This window comes from Bradyrhizobium sp. USDA 4502 (assembly GCF_054063355.1).
In genome coordinates this window covers 2,518,441-2,539,302 of record NZ_JBSSGF010000001.1, presented here as the reverse complement: position 1 = coordinate 2,539,302, position 20,862 = coordinate 2,518,441, and the positions used below count along the sequence as shown (strand labels likewise).

At 65.5% G+C, this 20,862-nt stretch carries 21 protein-coding genes; 10 read left to right on the top strand and 11 right to left on the bottom strand.

Annotated features, from left to right (window positions below; translation table 11 throughout):
• The first annotated feature begins 64 nt into the window (after positions 1–64).
• The 6 genes from ACVW1B_RS11445 to ACVW1B_RS11420 all read left to right on the top strand — a co-directional run bounded on the left by ACVW1B_RS11445 (position 65) and on the right by ACVW1B_RS11420 (position 7,852).
• Positions 65–2,482 carry an LPS-assembly protein LptD gene (locus ACVW1B_RS11445; protein ID WP_253608914.1) on the top strand — a complete coding sequence of 806 codons (2,418 nt, stop codon included), beginning with the start codon at positions 65–67 and terminating at the stop codon, positions 2,480–2,482.
• 86 nt (positions 2,483–2,568) lie between these two features.
• The gene (locus ACVW1B_RS11440) at positions 2,569–3,516 is read left to right on the top strand and encodes a SurA N-terminal domain-containing protein (protein ID WP_225159077.1); all 948 of its coding nucleotides are present in this window, start codon (positions 2,569–2,571) and stop codon (positions 3,514–3,516) included.
• A gap of 17 nt (positions 3,517–3,533) precedes the next feature.
• On the top strand, positions 3,534–4,535 hold the full coding sequence (gene pdxA / locus ACVW1B_RS11435) for a 4-hydroxythreonine-4-phosphate dehydrogenase PdxA (RefSeq protein ID WP_456780657.1): 1,002 nt from the start codon (positions 3,534–3,536) through the stop codon (positions 4,533–4,535).
• On the top strand, positions 4,536–5,390 hold the full coding sequence (gene rsmA / locus ACVW1B_RS11430; RefSeq protein ID WP_057019884.1) for a 16S rRNA (adenine(1518)-N(6)/adenine(1519)-N(6))-dimethyltransferase RsmA: 855 nt from the start codon (positions 4,536–4,538) through the stop codon (positions 5,388–5,390).
• A 19-nt stretch (positions 5,391–5,409) separates the two neighbouring features.
• Positions 5,410–6,468 (top strand): alcohol dehydrogenase, encoded by a 1,059-nt coding sequence (locus tag ACVW1B_RS11425; protein ID WP_456780658.1) that lies wholly within the window; start codon positions 5,410–5,412, stop codon positions 6,466–6,468.
• A gap of 289 nt (positions 6,469–6,757) precedes the next feature.
• Positions 6,758–7,852, top strand: a complete 1,095-nt coding sequence (locus ACVW1B_RS11420; RefSeq protein ID WP_456780659.1) for a hypothetical protein — start codon at positions 6,758–6,760, stop codon at positions 7,850–7,852.
• A gap of 58 nt (positions 7,853–7,910) precedes the next feature.
• Here ACVW1B_RS11420 and gmk read toward each other — a convergent pair whose 3' ends face one another.
• From gmk to ACVW1B_RS11375, 9 genes are all read right to left on the bottom strand, one after another.
• A complete protein-coding gene (gmk, locus tag ACVW1B_RS11415) occupies positions 7,911–8,564 on the bottom strand; it encodes a guanylate kinase (protein WP_456780660.1) in 654 nt (217 codons plus the stop codon).
• Positions 8,565–8,567: 3 nt separating this feature from the next.
• On the bottom strand, positions 8,568–9,455 hold the full coding sequence (locus ACVW1B_RS11410; protein ID WP_141343071.1) for a YicC/YloC family endoribonuclease: 888 nt from the start codon (positions 9,453–9,455) through the stop codon (positions 8,568–8,570).
• A gap of 212 nt (positions 9,456–9,667) precedes the next feature.
• On the bottom strand, positions 9,668–10,918 hold the full coding sequence (gene mltG / locus ACVW1B_RS11405; RefSeq protein ID WP_076831963.1) for an endolytic transglycosylase MltG: 1,251 nt from the start codon (positions 10,916–10,918) through the stop codon (positions 9,668–9,670).
• 226 nt (positions 10,919–11,144) lie between these two features.
• Positions 11,145–12,410: a beta-ketoacyl-ACP synthase II gene (gene fabF / locus ACVW1B_RS11400; protein WP_092088244.1), complete on the bottom strand. Its 1,266-nt coding sequence runs from the start codon at positions 12,408–12,410 to the stop codon at positions 11,145–11,147.
• 96 nt (positions 12,411–12,506) lie between these two features.
• On the bottom strand, positions 12,507–12,746 hold the full coding sequence (locus tag ACVW1B_RS11395) for an acyl carrier protein (protein ID WP_002716125.1): 240 nt from the start codon (positions 12,744–12,746) through the stop codon (positions 12,507–12,509).
• A 289-nt stretch (positions 12,747–13,035) separates the two neighbouring features.
• Positions 13,036–13,773 (bottom strand): 3-oxoacyl-[acyl-carrier-protein] reductase, encoded by a 738-nt coding sequence (gene fabG, locus ACVW1B_RS11390; protein ID WP_076831958.1) that lies wholly within the window; start codon positions 13,771–13,773, stop codon positions 13,036–13,038.
• A gap of 21 nt (positions 13,774–13,794) precedes the next feature.
• A complete protein-coding gene (gene fabD / locus ACVW1B_RS11385; protein WP_456780661.1) occupies positions 13,795–14,748 on the bottom strand; it encodes an ACP S-malonyltransferase in 954 nt (317 codons plus the stop codon).
• 383 nt (positions 14,749–15,131) lie between these two features.
• Positions 15,132–16,157 carry a fatty acid desaturase family protein gene (locus ACVW1B_RS11380; RefSeq protein ID WP_456780662.1) on the bottom strand — a complete coding sequence of 342 codons (1,026 nt, stop codon included), beginning with the start codon at positions 16,155–16,157 and terminating at the stop codon, positions 15,132–15,134.
• Positions 16,154–16,870 carry a TetR/AcrR family transcriptional regulator C-terminal domain-containing protein gene (locus ACVW1B_RS11375; protein WP_456780663.1) on the bottom strand — a complete coding sequence of 239 codons (717 nt, stop codon included), beginning with the start codon at positions 16,868–16,870 and terminating at the stop codon, positions 16,154–16,156. Before ACVW1B_RS11375 ends, ACVW1B_RS11380 begins: the two co-directional genes overlap by 4 nt.
• Before the next feature lie 338 nt (positions 16,871–17,208).
• Between ACVW1B_RS11375 and rpsF the strand changes: the two genes are divergently transcribed.
• From rpsF to rplI, 4 genes are all read left to right on the top strand, one after another.
• Positions 17,209–17,673, top strand: a complete 465-nt coding sequence (gene rpsF / locus ACVW1B_RS11370; protein WP_029083529.1) for a 30S ribosomal protein S6 — start codon at positions 17,209–17,211, stop codon at positions 17,671–17,673.
• A gap of 6 nt (positions 17,674–17,679) precedes the next feature.
• A complete protein-coding gene (gene rpsR / locus ACVW1B_RS11365; protein ID WP_016844287.1) occupies positions 17,680–17,919 on the top strand; it encodes a 30S ribosomal protein S18 in 240 nt (79 codons plus the stop codon).
• A 126-nt stretch (positions 17,920–18,045) separates the two neighbouring features.
• Entirely contained in the window at positions 18,046–19,014 is a 969-nt protein-coding gene (locus ACVW1B_RS11360; RefSeq protein WP_456780664.1) for a hypothetical protein, read from the top strand.
• A 51-nt stretch (positions 19,015–19,065) separates the two neighbouring features.
• The gene (gene rplI, locus ACVW1B_RS11355) at positions 19,066–19,668 is read left to right on the top strand and encodes a 50S ribosomal protein L9 (protein ID WP_168856970.1); all 603 of its coding nucleotides are present in this window, start codon (positions 19,066–19,068) and stop codon (positions 19,666–19,668) included.
• Between the two features lie 49 nt (positions 19,669–19,717).
• On the opposite strand, the gene ACVW1B_RS11350 is transcribed toward rplI, so the two are convergent.
• Positions 19,718–20,179: a PaaI family thioesterase gene (locus ACVW1B_RS11350; protein WP_456780665.1), complete on the bottom strand. Its 462-nt coding sequence runs from the start codon at positions 20,177–20,179 to the stop codon at positions 19,718–19,720.
• On the bottom strand, positions 20,176–20,781 hold the full coding sequence (locus ACVW1B_RS11345; RefSeq protein WP_456780666.1) for a TetR/AcrR family transcriptional regulator: 606 nt from the start codon (positions 20,779–20,781) through the stop codon (positions 20,176–20,178). Before ACVW1B_RS11345 ends, ACVW1B_RS11350 begins: the two co-directional genes overlap by 4 nt.
• Positions 20,782–20,862 lie beyond the last annotated feature (81 nt).

The following is a 20,862-nucleotide window of genomic DNA, read 5'->3' as shown; positions in this document are numbered from 1 at the left end:
CGCCCGCCAGTTGAGGTCGCCTGCTCTCGGGCGGCGCAGTGTCCTGCGCCGTCAACGGAGCCGCATGGCCGCGTTTGGCGTTTCGATCTCAGCTCTCCTCGCCGCGTTCGTCGTGGTCAGCGCGCTCGACGTTGTCGCGTCGACGCCGGCTGCCGCGCAGGCCTTCACCTACAATCCGCGTCCGCCGAAGCCGCCCCGCCCGCCGGCCAAGAATGACGGGCAGATGCTCGTTCAGGCGACCGAGGTCGATTACGACTACAACAACCAGCGCATCTCGGCCGTCGGCAACGTCCAGATGTTCTACAACGGCACCAGCGTCGAGGCCGACAAGGTCATCTACGATCAGAAGACCAAGCGTCTTCATGCCGAAGGCAACATCCGCATGACCGATGCGGAAGGCAAGATCACCTACGCCAACATCCTTGATCTCAGCGACGACTACCGCGACGGGTTCGTCGATTCGCTGCGCGTCGACACCGAAGACCAGACCCGCATGGCGGCGACCCGCGCCGATCGGTCCAGCGGCAATTACACGGTGTTCGACAACGGCGTTTATACCGCCTGCGCGCCCTGTAAGGATGATCCGAAGAAGCCGCCGCTCTGGCAGGTCAAGGGCGCGCGCATCATCCATAACCAGACCGAGAAGATGCTCTATTTCGAGAACGCCCAGCTCGAATTCTTCGGCGTTCCGATGGCGTATCTGCCCTACTTCTCGACGCCCGATCCGACCGTGAAGCGCAAGAGCGGCTTCCTGATGCCGGGCTTCACCACGTATTCGGCGTTCGGCGTCGGCGTCGAAATCCCCTATTACTTCGCGCTCGCGCCGGACTTCGACGCGACGTTCAATCCGCGCATCACCTCGAAGCAGGGCGTGCTGTTCCAGGGCGAATTCCGTCAGCGCCTGTCGAACGGCGCCTATCAGATCCGGCTCTACGGCATCGACCAGCTTGATCAAGGCGCCTTCGCCGGCCAGCCCGGTGACCGCCAGTTCCGCGGCGGCATCGAGACCAAGGGTCAGTTCGCGCTGAACGACAAATGGACCTGGGGCTGGGACGGCGTGCTGCTGTCCGACTACTACTTCATGTCCGATTACCGGCTGGCCCAGTACAAGGATCCGTTCGGATCGTTCCTGTCGCTGCCGACCGAGGCGATCTCGCAGCTCTATCTGACCGGCGTCGGCAACCGCAGCTTCTTCGACGCACGCGCGATCTATTATCTCAGCTACTCCGGCAACCAGAACCAGGTTCCGGTGGTCGCGCCCGTTATCGACTACAACAACGTGATCAACAGCCCGATCTTCGGTGGCGAGTTCAGCTACAAGGTGAACTTCACCAACCTGACCCGCGAAACCGCGGTGTTCGACCCGATCACGACGACGGCCAACACCAACGGCCTGTGCCTGACCACATCCGCGGACCCGATGGCGCGCACGCCGTCGCAGTGCCTGCTGCGCGGCATGCCGGGCACCTACACAAGGCTGACCGCCGAGGCGCAGTGGCGTAAATCCTATACCGACCCGCTCGGCCAGATCTGGACGCCGTTCGTCGGCGTCCGCGCCGATGCCATCAACGCCGACATTTCGAACCAGCCGGGCGTTTCCAACTTCCTGCCGGTCGGCGACACCCAGACGGTCCGCCTGATGCCGACAGTCGGCTTCGAATACCGCTACCCCTTCATCAACGTGCAGCCGTGGGGCACGACGACCATCGAGCCGATTGCGCAGGTCATCATCCGGCCCGACGAACCCAGCGCCGGCAAGCTTCCGAACGAGGACGCGCAGAGCCTGGTGTTCGATACCTCGAACCTGTTCGCGATCGACAAGTTCTCCGGCTACGACCGCGTCGAAGGCGGCAGCCGCGCCAATGTCGGCGTGCAGGCCACCACGCAGTTCGATCGCGGCGGCAGCGTCAAGGCGATGTTCGGACAGTCCTATCAGATGTTCGGGTTGAACTCGTTCGCAGTCGCGGACGTCACCAACACCGGCATCGATTCCGGCCTGCAGAATCCGCGCTCGGACTATGTCGCGAGCCTTGCCTACTCGCCCAACCGCACCTACACGTTCAGCGTCCGCTCGCGGATGGACGAGGCGACCTGGAACATCAACCGGTTCGAGGCCCAGGCCAGCGCGAACTTCGACCGCTGGTCGGTCAGCCTGATGTACGGCGACTATGCCGCGCAGCCGGAGCTTGGCTATTTGACGCGCCGCGAAGGCATCCTTGCCAGCGGATCGATCAAGGTGGCGGCGAACTGGGTGGTTCAGGGCGCGGCGCGCTGGGACCTTGAAGCGAACAAAATCAACCAGTACGCGTTCGGCGCGGGCTATGTGGACGACTGCTTCGTGCTGGCCGCCAACTATGTCACGTCCTATACCTATCAGGCCGGCTCGACGCCGCCCGTCCTCAGCCACGCGTTCATGTTCCAGATCGGGCTGCGGACGATCGCGCAGACCTCCACGTCCAGCAGTTCGGCTGGCATGCAGTAGCGAGCGAGCGGTCTGGCGGGGTGCTTGGATTGCCTGCGGGCCTGTGGCTCCGGCTTGAATTGGTTTAAACGGCTGACATGACGATAATGACGACCGCTAGCCTGCCAACGCGCCGCCATCAGCTAGTGTTGAGTTCCCTGCTGGCTCTTTTCCTCCTGTTCGGAGGCGGCGCGCGACTGCATGCCCAGACCATCGCCGTGATGGTCAATGGCGAGCCCATCACCAATTACGACATCGAGCAGCGCGCCAAGCTGAACGCCCTGACCGGCGGCAAGACGCCTGATCGGAAGACCGTCCTCGACGAGCTGATCGATGAGAAGCTGAAGATCAAGGAAGCCAAGAAATTCGGCGTCGATCCCTCCGCCGGCGATATCGACCAGTCCTTCGGCGGCATGGCGCAGCGGATGCGGCTTTCCGGCGACCAACTCACCAAGGTGCTCGAGGGCAAGGGCATCCGCCCGGACACGCTGAAGCAACGCATCAGGGCCGACATGGTCTGGACCAGCCTGGTCCGCGGCCGCTTCAAGGAAAGCCTGCAGGTTGGCGAAAAGGACGTGGCCAACGCGGTCAAGGAGACCGGAGGCGCGGCTGAGGCCGAGGCATTCGAATACAGGATGCAGCCGGTCGTTCTGATCGTGCCCCGCGGCGCGCCGCAGTCGGAGTTCGAGGGACGCCGCAAGGAAGCGGACAGCCTGCGCGAGCGCGTTACCAGTTGCGAGGAAGCCAACACCTTCTTCAAGTCGATGCGCAACGCCGCGATCCGCGAGATCGTCGTGAAGACCTCGGCTGACCTGCCGCAGTCGCTGCGCGACATCCTGGACAAGACCCCGGTCGGCCACCTCACCCCTCCCGAGGTCACCAAGCAGGGCGTTGAAATGGTCGCCCTCTGCGGCAGGAAGGCAACCACCGTCGACACGCCGAAGAAGCGTGAGATGCGCGACAAGATGTACGTGCAGAAGTACGAGGCGAAGTCGAAGGCCTACCTGCAGGAAGTCCGAAAAGCCGCGATGATCGAATATCCAGGCGGGCGATGATCGACTATCGTTGACGCATGGCTCAACCTCTCGCACTTACATCCGGCGAGCCCGCAGGCATCGGCCCCGACATCACGCTCGCCGCATGGCTGCGCCGCCGCGAACTCGATCTCCCGCCGTTCTATCTGCTGGGCGACCGCGCCGCGCTTGCCGAACGCGCCAAGACGCTCGGGCTTGCCGTCGAGTTGGCCGAGGTCAGCGCCGCGGAGGCATCCGCGACGTTCGCACGCGCCCTCCCCGTGGTTGCGACCGGCAAGACAGCGACGGCGCGACCGGGCCAGCCCGACGGCACGAGTGCCGATGCGGCGCTGGCATCGATCCGGCAGGCCGTCGCCGATGTCGCCGCCGGCAAGGCCAGCGCCGTCGTCACCAATCCGATCGCCAAGAACGTGCTGTACCGCGCCGGCTTCCGACATCCCGGCCATACAGAGTTCTTGGCCGAGCTTGCCGCAAGCGGCGGGCGCGCGCCGCAGCCGGTGATGATGCTGTGGTCACCGGCGCTCGCCGTTGTCCCGGTGACGATCCATGTGTCGGTCCGCGAGGCGCTGGCGCAATTGACGACCGACCTGATCGTGTCGACCGCGCGGATCGTGGTCGCGGACATGAAGGCGCGGTTCGGCCTCGCAGCGCCGCGGCTCGCCATTGCCGGCCTCAATCCGCATGCCGGCGAAGACGGCACGCTCGGCATGGAAGACGTCGAGATCGTCGCGCCCGCGGTCGAGATCCTGCGCCGCGACGGCATTGCCGTCCGAGGCCCGCTGCCGGCCGACACCATGTTCCACGCAGCCGCGCGCAAGACCTACGACTGCGCGATCTGCATGTATCACGACCAGGCGCTGATCCCGATCAAGACCGTCGCGTTCGAGGACGCCGTCAACGTCACGCTGGGGCTGCCCTTCATCCGGACCTCGCCCGATCACGGCACCGCATTCGATATCGCCGGCACCGGCAAGGCCAATCCGTCGAGCCTGATCGCCGCCCTCCGGCTCGCCGCGCGCATGGCCGCGGCATCAAGCTAAGTGAGCACGATCGACGATCTGCCGCCGCTGCGCGACGTCATTCGCGAGCATTCGCTGTCGGCGCGCAAATCGCTCGGCCAGAATTTTCTGCTCGATCTCAACCTCACCGCGCGCATTGCCCGCGCCGCGGGCCCGCTGGAAGACTCCACCGTGATCGAGGTCGGCCCCGGTCCCGGCGGCTTGACGCGCGCGCTGCTTGCGCTGGGTGCCAAGCGCGTGATCGCCATCGAGCGCGACGAGCGGGCGCTGGCTGCGCTCGACTATATCGCCAAGCGCTATCCCGGCCGCATCGAGATCGTGCATGGCGACGCGCAGCGCTTTGACCCGCGTCCCTTGCTCGATGGCGCCAAGGCCAAGATCGTCGCCAACCTGCCCTACAACATCGCGACCCAGCTGCTGGTCGACTGGCTGTCGATCGAGCCGTGGCCGCCCTGGTACGACATGATGGTCCTGATGTTCCAGCGCGAGGTCGCCGAGCGCATCGTCGCCCATGAGGACGAGGAGGCGTATGGCCGGCTCGCGGTGCTCGCCAACTGGCGCGCCGAGACCAAGATCCTGTTCGACATCTCGCCCGCGGCCTTCGTGCCGCAACCGAAGGTCACGTCCTCGGTGGTACGATTGATACCGCGCGCCGCGCCCGAGCCGTGCGACCGCCGCATGCTCGAGCAGGTCGCAGCCGCCGCCTTCGGCCAGCGCCGCAAGATGCTGCGCCAGAGTTTGAAATCGCTGTCGGTCGATCCGGCGCGGCTTGCTGCCGCAGCCGATATCGACGCGACACGGCGCGCCGAAACCATTCCGGTCGCGGGCTTTGTTGCCATGGCCCGGGAATTGGCCGATATACGGGCCACAAAATAGAACAACAGGAGAAAACGTAATGGCGCGTATGGTTCGCCAATCCCTCGTCAAATTCGATGCACCGCTGTGCGAAACCATCGTCGACACGCCGAAGCCCCAGGGACGCGAAGTGCTGGTGCGCATCGAGCGCTGCGGCCTGTGCCATTCCGATCTCCACATCCAGGACGGCTACGCCGATCTCGGCGGCGGCAAGAAGCTCGACACCACCCGCGGCATGACCCTGCCCTTCACGCTCGGCCATGAGATCGCGGGCGTGGTCGACGAGGTCGGCCCCGATGCGCCGAAGGATCTGATCGGGACGAAGAAGGCCGTCTTCCCCTGGATCGGCTGCGGCCAGTGCCGCGACTGCCTCGCCGGCGACGAGAATCTCTGCGTCAAGCAGCGCTTCCTCGGCGTCTCGATCGACGGCGGCTTCGCCACCCACGTGCTGGTGCCCGACGCAAAATACCTGCTCGATTACGATGCGCTGCCGGTCAACCAGGCCGCCACCCTGATGTGCTCCGGCGTCACCGCCTATGGCGCGCTGAAGCGCCTGGTCGATCGTCCGCGCCAGCGCAATCTGCTGCTGATCGGTCTCGGCGGCGTCGGAATGATGGGCCTGTCATTCGCGCAGGCGATGTTCAAGCAGCCGATCACGGTTGCCGATCTCAGCCCCGCGGCGCGCGAGACCGCGCTGAAGAACGGCGCGGCGGCCGCCTATGACCCGGCAGAGCCCGATGTCGTCAAGCGCATGCTGAAGGAGAGCGACGGCGGCTTCGACGGCGTCGTCGACTTTGCCGGCAACGAGAAGTCGATGGCGTTTGCGGTGTCGACGGTCGCGCGCGGCGGCAAGATCGTGGTGTCCGGCCTGATGGGCGGCCAGTTCACGCTGCCGATGGTGCAGTGGGTGTACAAGCGCATGACCATCGAAGGCTTCATGGTCGGCACGCTGGCCGAAGGTCAGGAATTGATGGCGCTCGCCCGCGATGGCAAGATCAAGCCGACGCCGATGAAGGAAGAGCCGATGGCCGACGTCCAGAAATGGATCGACGAGCTGCGCGCCGGCAAGGTCGTCGGACGCATCGTCCTGAAGAACTAGAGCATTCCGGAAGAGCGTGACGCGTTTTTCCGAAAGATCACGCTGAGACATGACGTCCCGCCGGTGCTGCTACCGCCGGCGGGACGCGGCCGCTCCGATGGAACCTGACGGTCGAACCAAGCCATCGTTCGGTTCACGTTCCGCGGCCTCGGGCTCGCCGCAATTGCGGCACGCCGCGAGCCCCAATTAAGCCCCACCCGTTCCGGATTTGCGGCGCATTGCGACCCAACTCTTTGCCGAGATTGGGATCTCCAGCGTTTGCGTTAAAAAAGAGATACCGGGGACGCGTATGTCAAATCGTTCAGCGAAATTCGCTGCGGCGCTTGCCGCCAGCATCCTGGCCGGCGCCAGTTGCAGCGCCATGGCCCAGACCGCCGCCAATACGGCCAATAGCACCAACAACACGGCGGACACCTGCCTGGCCGCGCCCAAGGGAACCGCGCCTGCGGGAAGCCACTGGTTCTACCATCTCGATCGCAGCAAGAAGAAGTGCTGGTATCTCGGCGAGGCCAAGAACAAGGCCGCCAAGACGGCGACGACGAGCACGCAGCAGCCGCCGGCGGCAGCAGCGCCCGATACCACAACGGCCGACGCGACGCCGCCACAGAGCCAGCCGACGCCGCAGAGCCAGCCCGCGCCGCAGCAGCCGGCGATGCGCAGATCAGTCGCCGATGCCCATGCCGAATGGCCCTCGCCCCAGGTCGCAGCCGTACCTGCGCCAAGCGCCGACGCCGGCCAGGCCGGCGGAACGGCAGCGACGCCCGACCCGGCAGCCACGCCCACCGGTACCAACGCGCAGCCGTCCGACGTGAACGCCAGATGGCTGGATGCATCGAGCATGGCCGGAACCAACGGAACCAGACGCGCCGCAGACCAGCCGACCGCGGTTGCGCAGGCAGACACGACGCCGCAACCGGCGGCCGCGCCGGCGCCTGCCGCCCCCGCCACGGCCGAAGCGTCCGTGGAGAAGTCACCGTCGTCGACGCAGATGCTGCTGATCGTGATGGTTGGAGCCCTGGCGCTGGCCGGCCTGGTCAGCACGCTGGTTTTCCGGCTGACTCGCACGCGTACGCCGCCTTACGAGACCAAGGATGAGTGGCAGGCGCCGTGGGATTCGCTGCACACCGAGCCGGCGCCCCCGATGGCGGTTGTCAGCCGGGACCGTCCGCTGCGGCTGTCCGAGGCTGCGCCGCGCCGCGCCGAGACGCCCGTTCCGCGCCGTGCGGAGACGCCCGCTCCGCGCCGTGCGGAGACGCCCGCTCCACGCCGGGCCGAGAAGCCAGCTCCACGTCGCGAGGCTACGCGTGATCGGGATCAAAGGGAGCAGGACAACAAGCAGATCGCCGCAATGCTGCAGCGGCTTGCGCGCAGCGCGACGAACTAAGGTCCGCTTAGGAAAAATGCAAACGGACGTGATGCGCTCGCATCACGTCCGCAACGCGCTACTTCTCGAGCTGACGCTGCAGGCCGCGCACGAATTCGGTAAGGCCGGTGCGGCGCTCGCGCTTGAGGCGCTCGGCCTTCAGGATCGACTGCACCTCGGCAAAGGCATCGTCGACGTTGTGGTTGACGACGATGTAGTCGTATTCCGCCCAATGGCTCAGCTCATGACTGGCGCGGCTCATCCGTCCGCGGATGACCTCTTCCGAATCCTGCGCCCGGGTATGCAGCCGCCTCTCGAGATCGGCGGCCGACGGCGGCAGGATGAACACCCGCACCACATCGGCGCTGGCTTTCTGGTGGAGCTGTTGCGTGCCCTGCCAGTCGATATCGAACAGAACATCCTGCCCCACCGCTAGGGCGGCCTCGACCGGCGCACGCGGCGTGCCGTAGCGGTTGTCGAATACGGTGGCCCATTCGAGCAGTTCACCCTGCTCGACCATCTTCTCGAATTTCTTCTTGTCGACGAAGAAATAGTCGCGGCCCTCGACCTCGCCCGGCCGCATCGGCCGCGTGGTCGCCGACACCGACATCTTCAGGCCCGGCTCGCGTTCAAGCAGCATGCGAGACAGCGTCGTCTTGCCGGCGCCCGACGGCGACGACAGGACGAACATCAGTCCGCGCCGCTCTACGCCGTCAAAACCCTGCGCCGTCATCATTCACTCCAGATTCTGGACCTGTTCGCGGAACTGCTCGACCACGTTCTTCATTTCAAGCCCGGTGTTGGTCAGCTCGACGTCGTTCGACTTCGAGCAGCAGGTGTTCACCTCGCGATTGAATTCCTGGGCGAGGAAGTCGAGCCGGCGCCCGACCGGACCGCCCTTGCCGATCATCTCGCGCGCCTGGGCGATGTGCGAGGCGATGCGGTCGAGTTCCTCGCGGATGTCGGCCTTGGTGGCGATCAGGATCGCCTCCTGGTTCAGGCGGTCGGCATCGAAGCGGTCGGACGTCTCGAGCAGGGCCGCGATCTGCTCGGCCAGCCGCGCCTTGATCGCCTCGGGCTTGCGGCCGGGAGCGGTCTCGGCGCGCCTGGCGAGCCGCTCGACCTCGTCCATCCGCTGCATCAGGATCTGCCCCAGCGCATCGCCCTCGCGGCGGCGCATCTCGACAAGGCTGCCGAGCGCCTGCTCGAAGGCCATCGCCGCCGCCTCGCGCGCCGCCTTGTCCTCGTCCTCGTTGCTCTCGGGCTCGACCACCTCAATGACGCCCTTGATGCCGAGCAGTCCGTCGATGCTCGGCGCCACCGCGTCGATCCGCTGCGCGAGCGTGCCGGCGACCTTCACCACGGCGGCGAGCACGTCCTCATTGATCCGGATCGTCTGCGCCGCGTCGGTGCGCTTGACGCTGAGATTGGCGTAGACCGTGCCGCGCGACAGCAGCTCGCCGGCCCGCTTCTTGGCAAGCGCTTCCAGTTCGTCCCAGCCCGGCGGAAGCCGCAACCGCAGGTCAAAGCCCTTGGCATTGACCGATTTCAGCTCCCACTCGAACGTATAGGGACCGCTTGCGCCATGGCTTCGGGCAAAGCCAGTCATGCTCGACAGCGCCATCGCGTGAACTCTCCAACAGAAGGATATGGGACTCACCCGGAGCCTGCGAGACTCGTGGGGGGCCGGTGCGACCTTAAAACGGATTCCGTGAAAGTGGAATTACGTTCCACCACCGGAAAATGCAGAGCTACACCATGATCCGGAAAAGTGTATGGCGGTTTTCCGAAAGATCATGCTCAAACAAGAAGCTAAAGCGCGATGACGATCGCGCTTTAGCGCTGCACCACCGGTGGCGAATTGGTCTGTTGGGCTGCGCCCTGCCGACCGCGCGGCGGCTTCTTTTGATTGGTGGGCTTCGGCGTCGTCGCCGTGGGATTGGTGTCGGCGCCGGGCGTCGCGGCGGCGGGCGCCGGATCATCCGCGGGCTCGACGGTGTCGTTCTGGATCTGCTTTTCCGACGCGCGCAGCTTGGCGACGTTCTTCGCGTGCTGGTCGTAGGTTTCGGTGAAGGCGTGGCCGCCGGTTCCGTCAGCGACGAAGAACAGGTCGCGGGTGCGCGCCGGATTGGCGGTCGCCTCCAGCGAGGCGCGGCCGGGATTGGCGATCGGTCCGGGCGGCAGGCCGTCGATCACATAGGTGTTGTAGGGCGACGGCTGCGTGATTTCGCTGCGCTTGATCGGACGGCCCAGCGTTCCCTTGCCGCCCACTAGTCCGTAGATGATGGTCGGATCGGACTGCAGCTTCATCCGCTGGCGCAGGCGGTTCACGAACACGGCGGCGACGCGGCTGCGCTCGTCGGCGCGGCCGGTTTCCTTCTCGACGATCGAGGCCAGCGTGACCAGCTGGTCCGGCGATTTCAGCGGCGTGTCGGTGTTGCGGCGTTCCCAGATTTCGGCGAGCACGCGCTTCTGCGCCTGCTGCAGGCGCTGGATCACCTGGTCGCGCGTGGTGCCGCGCGGGAATTTGTAGGTCTCCGGCAGCAGCGTGCCCTCGCGCGGGATCTCGCGCACCGAGCCGGTGAAGATGTCGTTGTCGGAGAGCCGCGTCACGATCTGCTCGGAAGTCAGGCCTTCCGGTATCGTGATGGCGTGCTGCACCACCTTGCCATCGACGATGGTGGCGATGACGTCGCGCAGGCTGGCGTTCTTCTGGAACGAATATTCGCCGGGCTTGAGATCGGAACTTGCCTTCAGCGCGAACACCCCGCCGATGAAGACCCACGGATTGACGTTGATCACGCCCTCACGCGAGAGCACGTCGGCGATGTCACGCTTGCCGGCGCGCGCCGGGATGTTGACGATCTTGTCTTCCTGCAGCGGTCCCGGCGATTCCAGCGCCTGCTTGCCGTAGTAATACGTCGCGCCGGCGCCGATCATCAGGATGATCAGGATGGTGAAGATGGCATTGCCGACGATCACGAAGGGATTGCGGGCGCGATCCGAGCGCTTGGGCGGCGGCGGAAGCTGTTCGGGCTCCAGCGCGGCGCGTGGGCTCCTCGGTGAAATGGGCGGCCTCTCACTCATCGATGCAAACCAATATCCTGCCGGTTGAATCGTGGCCGGACAAACCCCTGCCCTGCCAATAGCATACGCCCGCTATTAGGAGTCACCGCGGAATACGGCAAAATGGTGGACTAGTTCCAAAGTCCCGTCCCGATCGAATCGGAACGGGACTTTGGATTCTCTTTTTCGACGCGTTTCCTTCACGCGAACCGGCACCCACTTCGCTCGAAAACGCTCTAACGACCTACTAATTGGTCACGCGCTGCACGATCACGGAAGCGTTGGTGCCACCGAAACCGAAGGAATTGGACAGCGCCACATTGACGTCACGCTTGCGCGACGTATGCGGCACAAGATCGATCGCCGTTTGCACCGACGGATTGTCGAGATTGATGGTCGGCGGCACCACGTTATCGCGAATCGCCAGGATCGCGAAGATCGCCTCGATCGCGCCGGCCGCACCGAGCAGATGTCCGGTCGCGGACTTGGTCGACGACATCGAAACCTTCGATGCCGCATTGCCGAGCAGGCGCTCGACCGCGCCGAGCTCGATCTCGTCGCCGACCTGCGTCGAGGTGCCGTGCGCATTGATGTAGTCGAGATCGGATGCCGCAAGGCCGGCGCGCTTCAGCGCCATGGTCATGCTGCGGAAGCCGCCATTGCCGTCCGGCGGCGGCGAGGTGATGTGGAAGGCATCGCCCGACAGGCCATAGCCGGTGACCTCGGCATAGATCTTCGCGCCGCGGCGCTTCGCGTGCTCGTATTCCTCGAGCACGAGGACGCCGGCGCCCTCACCCATCACGAAGCCGTCGCGATCCTTGTCGTACGGCCGCGATGCCTTTTCCGGGGTCTCGTTGAAGCCGGTGGACAGCGCACGCGCCGCGCAGAAGCCGGCGATGCCGATGCGCGAGATCGGCGATTCGGCGCCGCCCGCGACCATCACCTCGGCGTCGCCGAGCGCGATCAGCCGCGCCGCGTCGCCGACCGCATGCGCGCCGGTCGAGCACGCCGTGACCACTGCATGATTGGGCCCCTTCAGGCCGTGCTCGATCGAGACATAGCCGGAGGCCAGATTGATCAGGCGGCCCGGAATGAAGAACGGAGAGACCCTGCGCGGTCCGCGCTCCTTCAGCAGCACCGCAGTCTCGGCAATGCCGGTGAGGCCGCCGATGCCGGAGCCGATCATCGTGCCGGTGGCGAACTGGTCCTCGTCCGACTTCGGATGCCAGTCGGCATCGTCCAGCGCCTGCTTGGCCGCGCACATCGCATAGACGATGAAGTCGTCGACCTTGCGCTGGTCTTTCGGCTCCATCCACTGATCGGGATTGAAGGTGCCGCCAGTGCCGTCGCCGCGCGGAATGTAGCAGGCGACCTGGCTCGGCAGGTCGGACACGTCGAACGTGTCGATCTTCTTGCCGCCGCTGTCTCCGGCGAGGATGCGCGCCCAAGTTGCGTCAACGCCGCAGCCGAGCGGTGTAAGCATGCCCAGCCCCGTGACGACAACTCGTCTCATTTCCACGTCTCCGGCCAGCAATGCGCGGCTGATAATAAGAAGCCGGGGGACCGCTCGATCACGGTCCGTCCGGCCCCGTCAACTTCGCGATCGGCGTCAGCTCTTCGCGTTCTTCTCGAGAAACTTGGTCGCGTCGCCAACGGTCAGAATCGTCTCCGCCGCGTCGTCGGGAATCTCGCAACCGAATTCTTCTTCGAATGCCATCACGAGCTCGACGGTGTCGAGGCTGTCGGCGCCGAGGTCATCGATGAAGCTCGCGCTATCGACCACCTTCTCGGGTTCGACACCAAGGTGCTCGACCACAATCTTCTTAACCCGCTCGCCAATCTCACTCATCGTTCAACCTCGTTGTTCCATTGGACCCGACCCCAAGACGATACGAGCCATCGTGGTCGTCTCGATTACTCAGTCGCGCATAGTCTTGATTCGGCCCGGTCGTAGCCGATTAAAGCCCCGGCGAACGGCAGGCGTCGCCACGCCAATATACAGGGTTTCAAAATCCTGCAATGGCGTTCTTCGCCCATCCACGGGGGCTTCAGCTACCATACTTCCAAAGCCTTGACTACACGCCTGAACCGGCTCCCGAAAACGGCTTTTCGCCGCATTGCGAGAGCCGGCCAGTAGCTCAAATCATAGCCATCCCGCCGTTGACGTGGATCGTCTGTCCGGTGACGTAGGCGGCCTCGTTCGAGGCCAGATAGACCGCCGCGGCGGCGATGTCCTCGGGCGTTCCGAGCCGCGCCGCAGGAACCTTCGCCAGGATGGATTCGCGCTGCTTGTCGTTGAGCGCATCGGTCATCGGCGTCTTGATGAAACCCGGCGCGATGCAATTGGCGGTCACGCCGCGCTTGGCGTATTCGGCGCCCAGCGTCTTGATCAGGCCGATGATGCCGGCCTTCGACGCAGTGTAGTTGCCCTGCCCCGGATTGCCGGTGACGCCGACGATCGAGGTGATCGCGATGATGCGGCCGAAGCGCTTGCGCATCATCAGCTTGGTCGCGGCGCGCGCCAGGCGGAACGTCGCGGTCAGGTTGACCGCGATCACGTCGTCCCAATCCTCGTCGCGCAGCTGCACGAACAGGTTGTCGCGGGTGATGCCGGCATTGGCGATCAGGATGTCGACCTGCCCCATCGCAGCTTCCGCTGCCGGCACCAGCGCCTCGACATCATCCTTGCTGGAGAGATTGCACGGCAGGACGTGCACGCGCTCGCCGAGCTTGGCCGCGAAGCCGTCCAGCACCTCGCGCCGCGTCCCCGAGATCGCTACCGTCGCGCCCTGCGCATGCAGCGCCTGCGCGATCGCGCCGCCGATGCCGCCGGTTGCGCCCGTGACGAGCGCCGTCTTGCCAGTCAGATCAAACATCGAATTCTCCTTCCGGCTGCTTCAAGCCGAAGCTGCGAGCGCGTCCTTGGCCGCAGCGATATCGTTCGGACCGCCGACGGACACGCCGACCGCGCCGTCGGCAATGCGCTTGACGAGGCCGCTCAGCACCTTGCCGGCGCCGATCTCGAAGAACCGCGTCACGCCCTGCCCTGCCATATAGGCAACCGACTCGCGCCAGCGCACGGTGCCCGTGACCTGCTCGATCAGGCGGCGGCGGATCTCGTCGGGATCGGTGATGGCGGAGGCCAGCACGTTGGAGACCAGCGGCGCCGCGGGCGCCTTGATGGTCACCCCCGACAGCGCCTCTGCCATCGCATCGGCCGCCGGCTGCATCAGCTTGCAATGGAACGGCGCAGACACCGGCAGCAGCATGGCGCGCTTGGCGCCCTTGGTCTTGGCGATTTCGACCGCGCGATCGACGGCGGCCTTGTCGCCGGAGACCACCACCTGGCCGCCGCCATTGTCGTTGGCGGCCTGGCAGACTTGTCCCTGCGCCGCCTCGTTGGCGACCGCCACGGCGGTTTCGTAATCGAGACCGAGCAGTGCGGCCATCGCGCCGACGCTGACCGGCACCGCCTTCTGCATCGCGAGCCCGCGGGTGCGGAGCAGCCGCGCGGTGTCGCTGACGGAGAGGCTTCCGGCGGCGGCCAGCGCCGAATACTCGCCGAGCGAGTGCCCGGCAACAAAGGCCGCGTTGCGGCCGACCGAAAAGCCGGCTTCGCTCTCGAGCACGCGCAATGTGGCGATCGACACCGCCATCAGGGCGGGCTGGGCATTTTCGGTGAGTTGCAATGTCTCGCCGGGGCCATCCCAGATGATCGCGGTCAGCTTCTCGCCCAGCGCGGAATCGACCTCGTCGAACACCGCCCTGGCCGCCGGAAAGGCGTCGGCCAGGGCCTTGCCCATGCCAACCGCCTGCGAGCCCTGCCCGGGAAACGTAAATGCTGCCGTCATCGGCGATCCCTACCTTGTTGAGCGTGATCTCCGCGCAGGCGCTTTACGCCTGCCGCAGGGGAAACGGTATCCGCGCCGCGCAAAACGCGCCACAGCGGGTCCGGGCCAATCCCTTGCAACCAAGCCTTGCAACCGGCCCCGGACCCGGCCGTAAGACACTGACGGAGGCGGTGCTGTCAAGCCGCGCCGGAGGAACCCTGGGAATGCCGGTCCGGCTCCGGGCTAGTGTCCCGAATCCGAAGTTCGCATCATTTGCCGCACCTTCGGAGCGAACTTCGGATTCGATAAGGACACTAGCAAACTTATGATTCTAGTGTGCTTTATGAATGCGAAGTTCGTGAAAGTGGCTGCCGCGAAATCGCACGAACTTCGCATTCAGCACACTAGAACCCGCCGGCATTCTGGTCGGCGTTAACCTCGGCGCCGGCCCTCGCCCGGCGTGCGCTGTTGACCAGCTGCCCCGGACGATCCTCGCTGGCGGGCCTGGCGGTCGCCAGCCGCAGCACCGCGGCGTAGCCCGGCTGCACCTCCATCCGATCCGCATAGCGGCTTTCGCTCAGGATGCGGTGGACGCGCGGCAGGTTGTAGCAGGGCACGTAGAACAGCAAATGATGCTCGAGGTGATAGTTCACGTAGTACGGCGCGATGAAGAGACGCTCGAGGACGTTGGCCCGCGTGGTGCGGGTGTTGCGCAGGGGATCGGAGCTGTCGGGCACGACGGCGTGTTCGGCAATGTTGCGGATGCGCGTGATCACCATCATCCAGGTCAGCAGCGGCACCAGCCACAACAGCGGATAGGCCCACCACACGCCGGCGGCGGCAAGGCCCGCGAACAGCAGCGCGTTGGTGACGCATTGCTGCCCGAGCTTCTGCCAGAAGTTGGCGGCGCGCCGCGACAACGGCCACTCCTTCGGCCCGATCGCATTGAGCAATTGCGCCTTGCGCTGCTGGTAGCCGGTCTGCCCGGTGATGTCGCGGAAGAACTTTCGGCGGTAGCTCAGCTTCGTGATCGGAAACGGCGCCGACAGCACGAGATCGGGATCATCCTCCTGCTGCGTCCGCGCATGATGCTGCAGATGATAGCGGCGATAGCCGCGGGTCTCCGCGAAGATCGGATAGGCGCAGAACCACTGGCTCAGCGTCAGGTTGGTCCTCTCGTCCGCCGACAGACAGCCGTGCGCCCCGTCATGCATCAGGATCGCAAGCCCGAGCTGGCGCGAGCCGATGATCGCAACGGCGAGCAGATAGGTCAGCGGATTGGGCCACCACGCGACCAGCGCGATCGCGCCCAGGATCAGCGCCCAGGCGTGCACGATCAGGGCCGCGCCCTTCCACGTCGTGCGCTCGCGCACAGCAACCAATTCGTCCTCGGTGAGGAAATCGCGGGCTCGCATGCGAAGCGCGGTCATGTGCTTGTCTCCCCGTCCGTTGAGGATGAAGTGCTGTGATCGCCGACCAGGCGCAGCCGCGTCCCGTCATTAGCCGACGTCGAAGTTGATGTCGCCTGCTCGCCGAGCGCGCGCAGCAATTCGCGGCACATCTCGTCGGCAGCGCGGCCCATGGCGAAACCTTCGACGATCACGCCGATCGCGATCGCCCAGAACCGCCGCGAGCTCTCCTCGGGCGCGCGCAGCGAACGCCAGCCGTGCCGCTCGACCTGGCCCGCATAGGCGCGCGCGCCCTCGCTGTGCAGCCGTTCGATGGTGCGCTCGACGAGGGGTGCGAGGTCCTGCCGGCGCCGCGTGAGGGTCAAGGCCTCCGCGAAAAAGGCGACCGTGTCGGTCGCGGTCACGGTCTCGGCCAAAGCGTGGGTGTAGTCCCGCGGGGTGTGCGCATTCAGGGCGGCCTGCTCGGTCGCGCGCGCGAGATAGAGCATGTCGCGGCTGGCGGCTTCGACGAACAGCGCTTCCTTGGTGCGGAAGTAATAGGTGATCTGGCTCGGAAAGGCGTCCGCGGCCGCGGCGATATCGGAGATCGATGTGCCCGAGAGCCCGCGTTCCTTGAACAGGCGGCTGGCGGCATCGAGCAGCAGCGAGCGCATCTTGCGCCCCGCCGACCGCGTCGCGCGGACCGCGTGCTTCGGATCGGGCGCAGACATGCCGCTGGCGGTCTCCGAACCCATATCTCGTCCTCCCAAAGATGTTTGTATGACATACAAACAAAGAAATCAACGGGAAAACGCCTGAGGTTGTGTCAAACGGGCTGGAGGGTTACGACGCCTCGCACATCCGGGGGCCGAGAACCCTTGCTTTCGCGGCCAAAATCCGTATAAGCGCGCCATTCGTGGGCTCCGGCCGGGAGCTGAACGGACGGTCTCAGCAAACTCACCCGTTGATTTTGATGTGGCAGGGCCAGTCGGCCCGTCGTCCCGTGCTCCCGCCTTCTGAGCAGCTCGAGTCCTTTCCGAAGGTCTCGAAGGGCTTGTCGCCGGAAACCGCGCCAACACAGGAAAGGACAACCATGCCTCTTTACGAGCATGTTTTTCTCGCGCGCCAGGATGCGAGCACCCAGCAGGTGGATGAACTGACGGCCCAGATGACGGGGATCGTCGAACAGGGCGGCGGCAAGGTCACCAAGACCGAGAGCTGGGGCGTGCGTTCCCTCACCTACCGCATGAACAAGAACCGCAAGGCGCATTTCGTGCTGATGAACATCGACGCACCGTCGGCTGTCGTCACCGAGATCGAGCGCCAGGAGCGGATCAACGAAGACGTCATCCGTTACCTCACCGTGCGCGTTGAAGAGCACGAGGAAGGCCCGTCCGCGATGATGCGCAAGGCCGACCGCGATCGCGAGCGCGATGACCGTGGTGGTGGCTTCCGTGGCGACCGCGAAGGCGGCTTCCGTGGCGACCGCGAGGGTGGTTTCCGTGGCGACCGTGGCCCGCGCCGTCCGCGTGAAGAAGAAGCTGCGACCGAGGAGTAATGAATCATGGCTGATGCTGGTGCCCGCCGTCCGTTTTTCCGCCGTCGCAAGTCCTGCCCGTTCACGGGCGCGAATGCGCCGAAGATCGACTACAAGGATTCCAAGCTGCTGATGCGTTACGTCTCCGAGCGCGGCAAGATCGTGCCGAGCCGCATCACGGCCGTGTCCGCCAAGAAGCAGCGTGAGCTCGCCCGCGCCATCAAGCGCGCGCGCTTCCTCGGCTTGCTGCCTTACGTGATCAGGTAATCGTTTCCGGCCGGCGGCATACGTCGCCGGCCGCTCATTCTCATAAGGCTTCCGGGTCGTCCGGTCGCCGATGGTTGGGGTTCTCGAAGCAGGACCCCTAACCGCTCAAAGGGGGCGGGACAGCTGATGATCGGGATACTCATTGTTGCACTTGCCGCCGGCGCCGCGTCGGCGCTGATGTTCGCCTCGATCAGTTCGGGCGCGCTGATCTCGATATTGCTGTTCTATCTCGCATCGCTGCCGATCATGGTGGCGGCGCTCGGCTGGGGTCCCCTCACCGCCGCTATTGGTGGAGTGGGTGCGGCATCCGTGCTCGGCACGATCTTCGGCCTTCCCTACAGCATCGCGTTTGCCATGATGGTCGCCGTACCCGGCTGGTGGCTCGGCCACCTCGCCCTGCTCGGACGGCCGATCGCAGGCGCAGCCGGCGACAGCGCCAAGCAGCAGCCGCCTGCACTTGAATGGTACCCCGTCGGCCGCATCCTGCTCTGGATTGCAGCCTTCGCCATCATCATCACGACCGTCGCACTGCTCACGCTCGGCACCGATACTGACACGATCACCGGCACGCTGCGGCGTGGCCTGCTCAAGATGCTCAGCGCCGGCGAAGCCCAGCCCAGCGGTGACATCGAACGGCTGGTCGACGCGTTGGTGATCTTCGCGCCGCTCGCGGCAACGGTCATCTCCATGGTGACGCTGACGCTGAACCTTTGGCTCGCCGGCAAGATCACGCAAACCTCGGGGCGGTTGAATCGGCCGTGGCCGGATTTCCGCACCACGGCGCTTCCCGCCGTGACGTTGGTCGCGCTGCTGGCGGCGGTCGCCGTCAGCTTCATCGGCGGCATGCTTGCGCTGCTGGCGCAGATCGTCACCGCGGCACTCGTAATCGCCTATGCGCTCGTCGGCTTCGCCGTTCTGCACACCTTGACGCTGTCGCTCACCAATCGCGGCTTCTGGCTCGGTGGCATCTATGCGGTCGTCGTCATGTTCGGCTGGCCGATCGTGGCGATGTTCGCGCTCGGCATCGCCGACGCCGTGTTCGGGCTGCGCCAGCGCTATCTGCAGACAAGACCGCCGCCTTTGCCCGCGGCTTGAGATTCGATCCAACCACTTAAACCCGTACTTTGCATCTAAAGGAGAACGAAAATGGAAGTCATTCTGCTCGAACGCGTCGCCAAGCTTGGCCAGATGGGCGAAGTCGTGCGCGTCAAGGACGGGTTCGCCCGCAACTTCTTGCTGAAGCGCGGCAAGGCGTTGCGCGCCACCGAGGCGAACCGCGCCAAGTATGACGGCATGAAGGCCGAGCTCGAGGCCAACAACATCCAGGCCAAGGGCGAAGCCGCCAAGGTCGCCGAGAAGATCGACGGCCGCGACATCGTCATCATCCGCCAGGCCTCCGAATCCGGCCAGCTGTTCGGCTCGGTGACGGTGCGCGACATCGTCGCCGCGCTGGCTGCCGACGGCGTGACGGTGTCGCGCCCGCAGGTCTGGCTCGACTCGCCGATCAAGGTAATCGGCGCGCAGAAGGTGACGATCGCCGTCCACCCCGAGGTCGAGACCAGCGTCACCGTGACGGTCGCCCGCTCCGCCGAAGAGGCCGAGCGGATCAAGCGCGGCGAGGACATCTCGACCCGCCAGGAAGACCAGGACGCTGCCGCCGAGGCGCTCGCCGCCGCCGGCGAATTCTTCGATCCGGAAGCCCAGCAGGACGAGGAAGCCGCGCCGGCTCCGGCCGCCGAAGAGAAGTAAGCTTCTCTCCATCGTCCAACCGACTAAACGCTACGAAGCCCGGCCTCGATCAGGCCGGGCTTTGGATTCGTGCCGCCGCCTTGTCGTCGAGCATGGCGATCGACGCCAATGCGGTCGCGGTGTGCTTCTCCTTGCCGTCGATGACGCAGAACACGTCGGCTGCAACGACGGCGACCTGACGTCCCGGCTTGATCACGCGCGCCCGGCAGATCAGACGATCGCCCGAGGCCGGCGACAGCAGGTTCAGCTTGTATTCCGCCGTCAGCGCCGGCTGGCCGCGCGACGTCGCCGCTGCGATCGTGGTGGCGTTGTCGACCAGAAACGCCGTCACTCCGCCGTGAAACAGGCCATGCTGCTGCAACAGCTCCGGCCGGCGGTCGACCGCGAGCGTGCAGGTGCCGCGCGACAGCTCGGCTACCTCGGCACCGACAAGACCCATGAAGCCCTGCCGGCCGACATTGTCGCGAATTCGCGTCGCGATCGGTGCAAAGTCCGAATCGGTCTCGCTCATGAAGTCTCTCCTGTTCGTTCTGGCGCACCCGGCGCCACCACCGCGCGGACCGCGCAGGCGATCAGCGTCTCGACCTGTTCGCGCGGATCGCCGGTATGGCGGCCCGATAGCCAGGCGCGGCAGAAGATCTGCGCCGGCCCGACGATCTGGCTGAAGAACAGCACGGCGCTCATCGGCAGCAATTCGCCGCGCGCGAGCAGTGGCGCGCGCCAGCGCTCGATGCCATCGGTGAGCCGCGAATTCTCGCTGCGCTGCGCGCCGCGCACCTCCTCGACCCACTCGCTGCGCGAAATCTCGAACAGGAAGCGCGCCTCGCGCCGGTTGCTCACGACCCAATCGAGATGGGCGTGGATCAGCCGCTCAACGCCCTCGCCCGCCCCGCAGCTGGCGTCGACCGAGCTGATGATGGCGGCGTGATAGGCCTGCAGGATTTCCAGGAACAGGGTGCCGGCGAGCGCCTTCTTCGAGGTGAAGAAGTGGAAGAAGCTGCCGTTGGACGCGCGGGCGCGGGAGCGAATCTCGGCCACCGTCGCGCCCTCAAATCCGTCGCGGTCGAACACCTCCAGTCCCGCTGCCAGCAGATCTTCGCGCGCCGTGCTCAAGTCGTCCTCCTGACTAGATTAACACTCTAGAGCACTGCTCTAATGATGGTCAAACAAATACGCCGGACCTTGCGGCCCGGC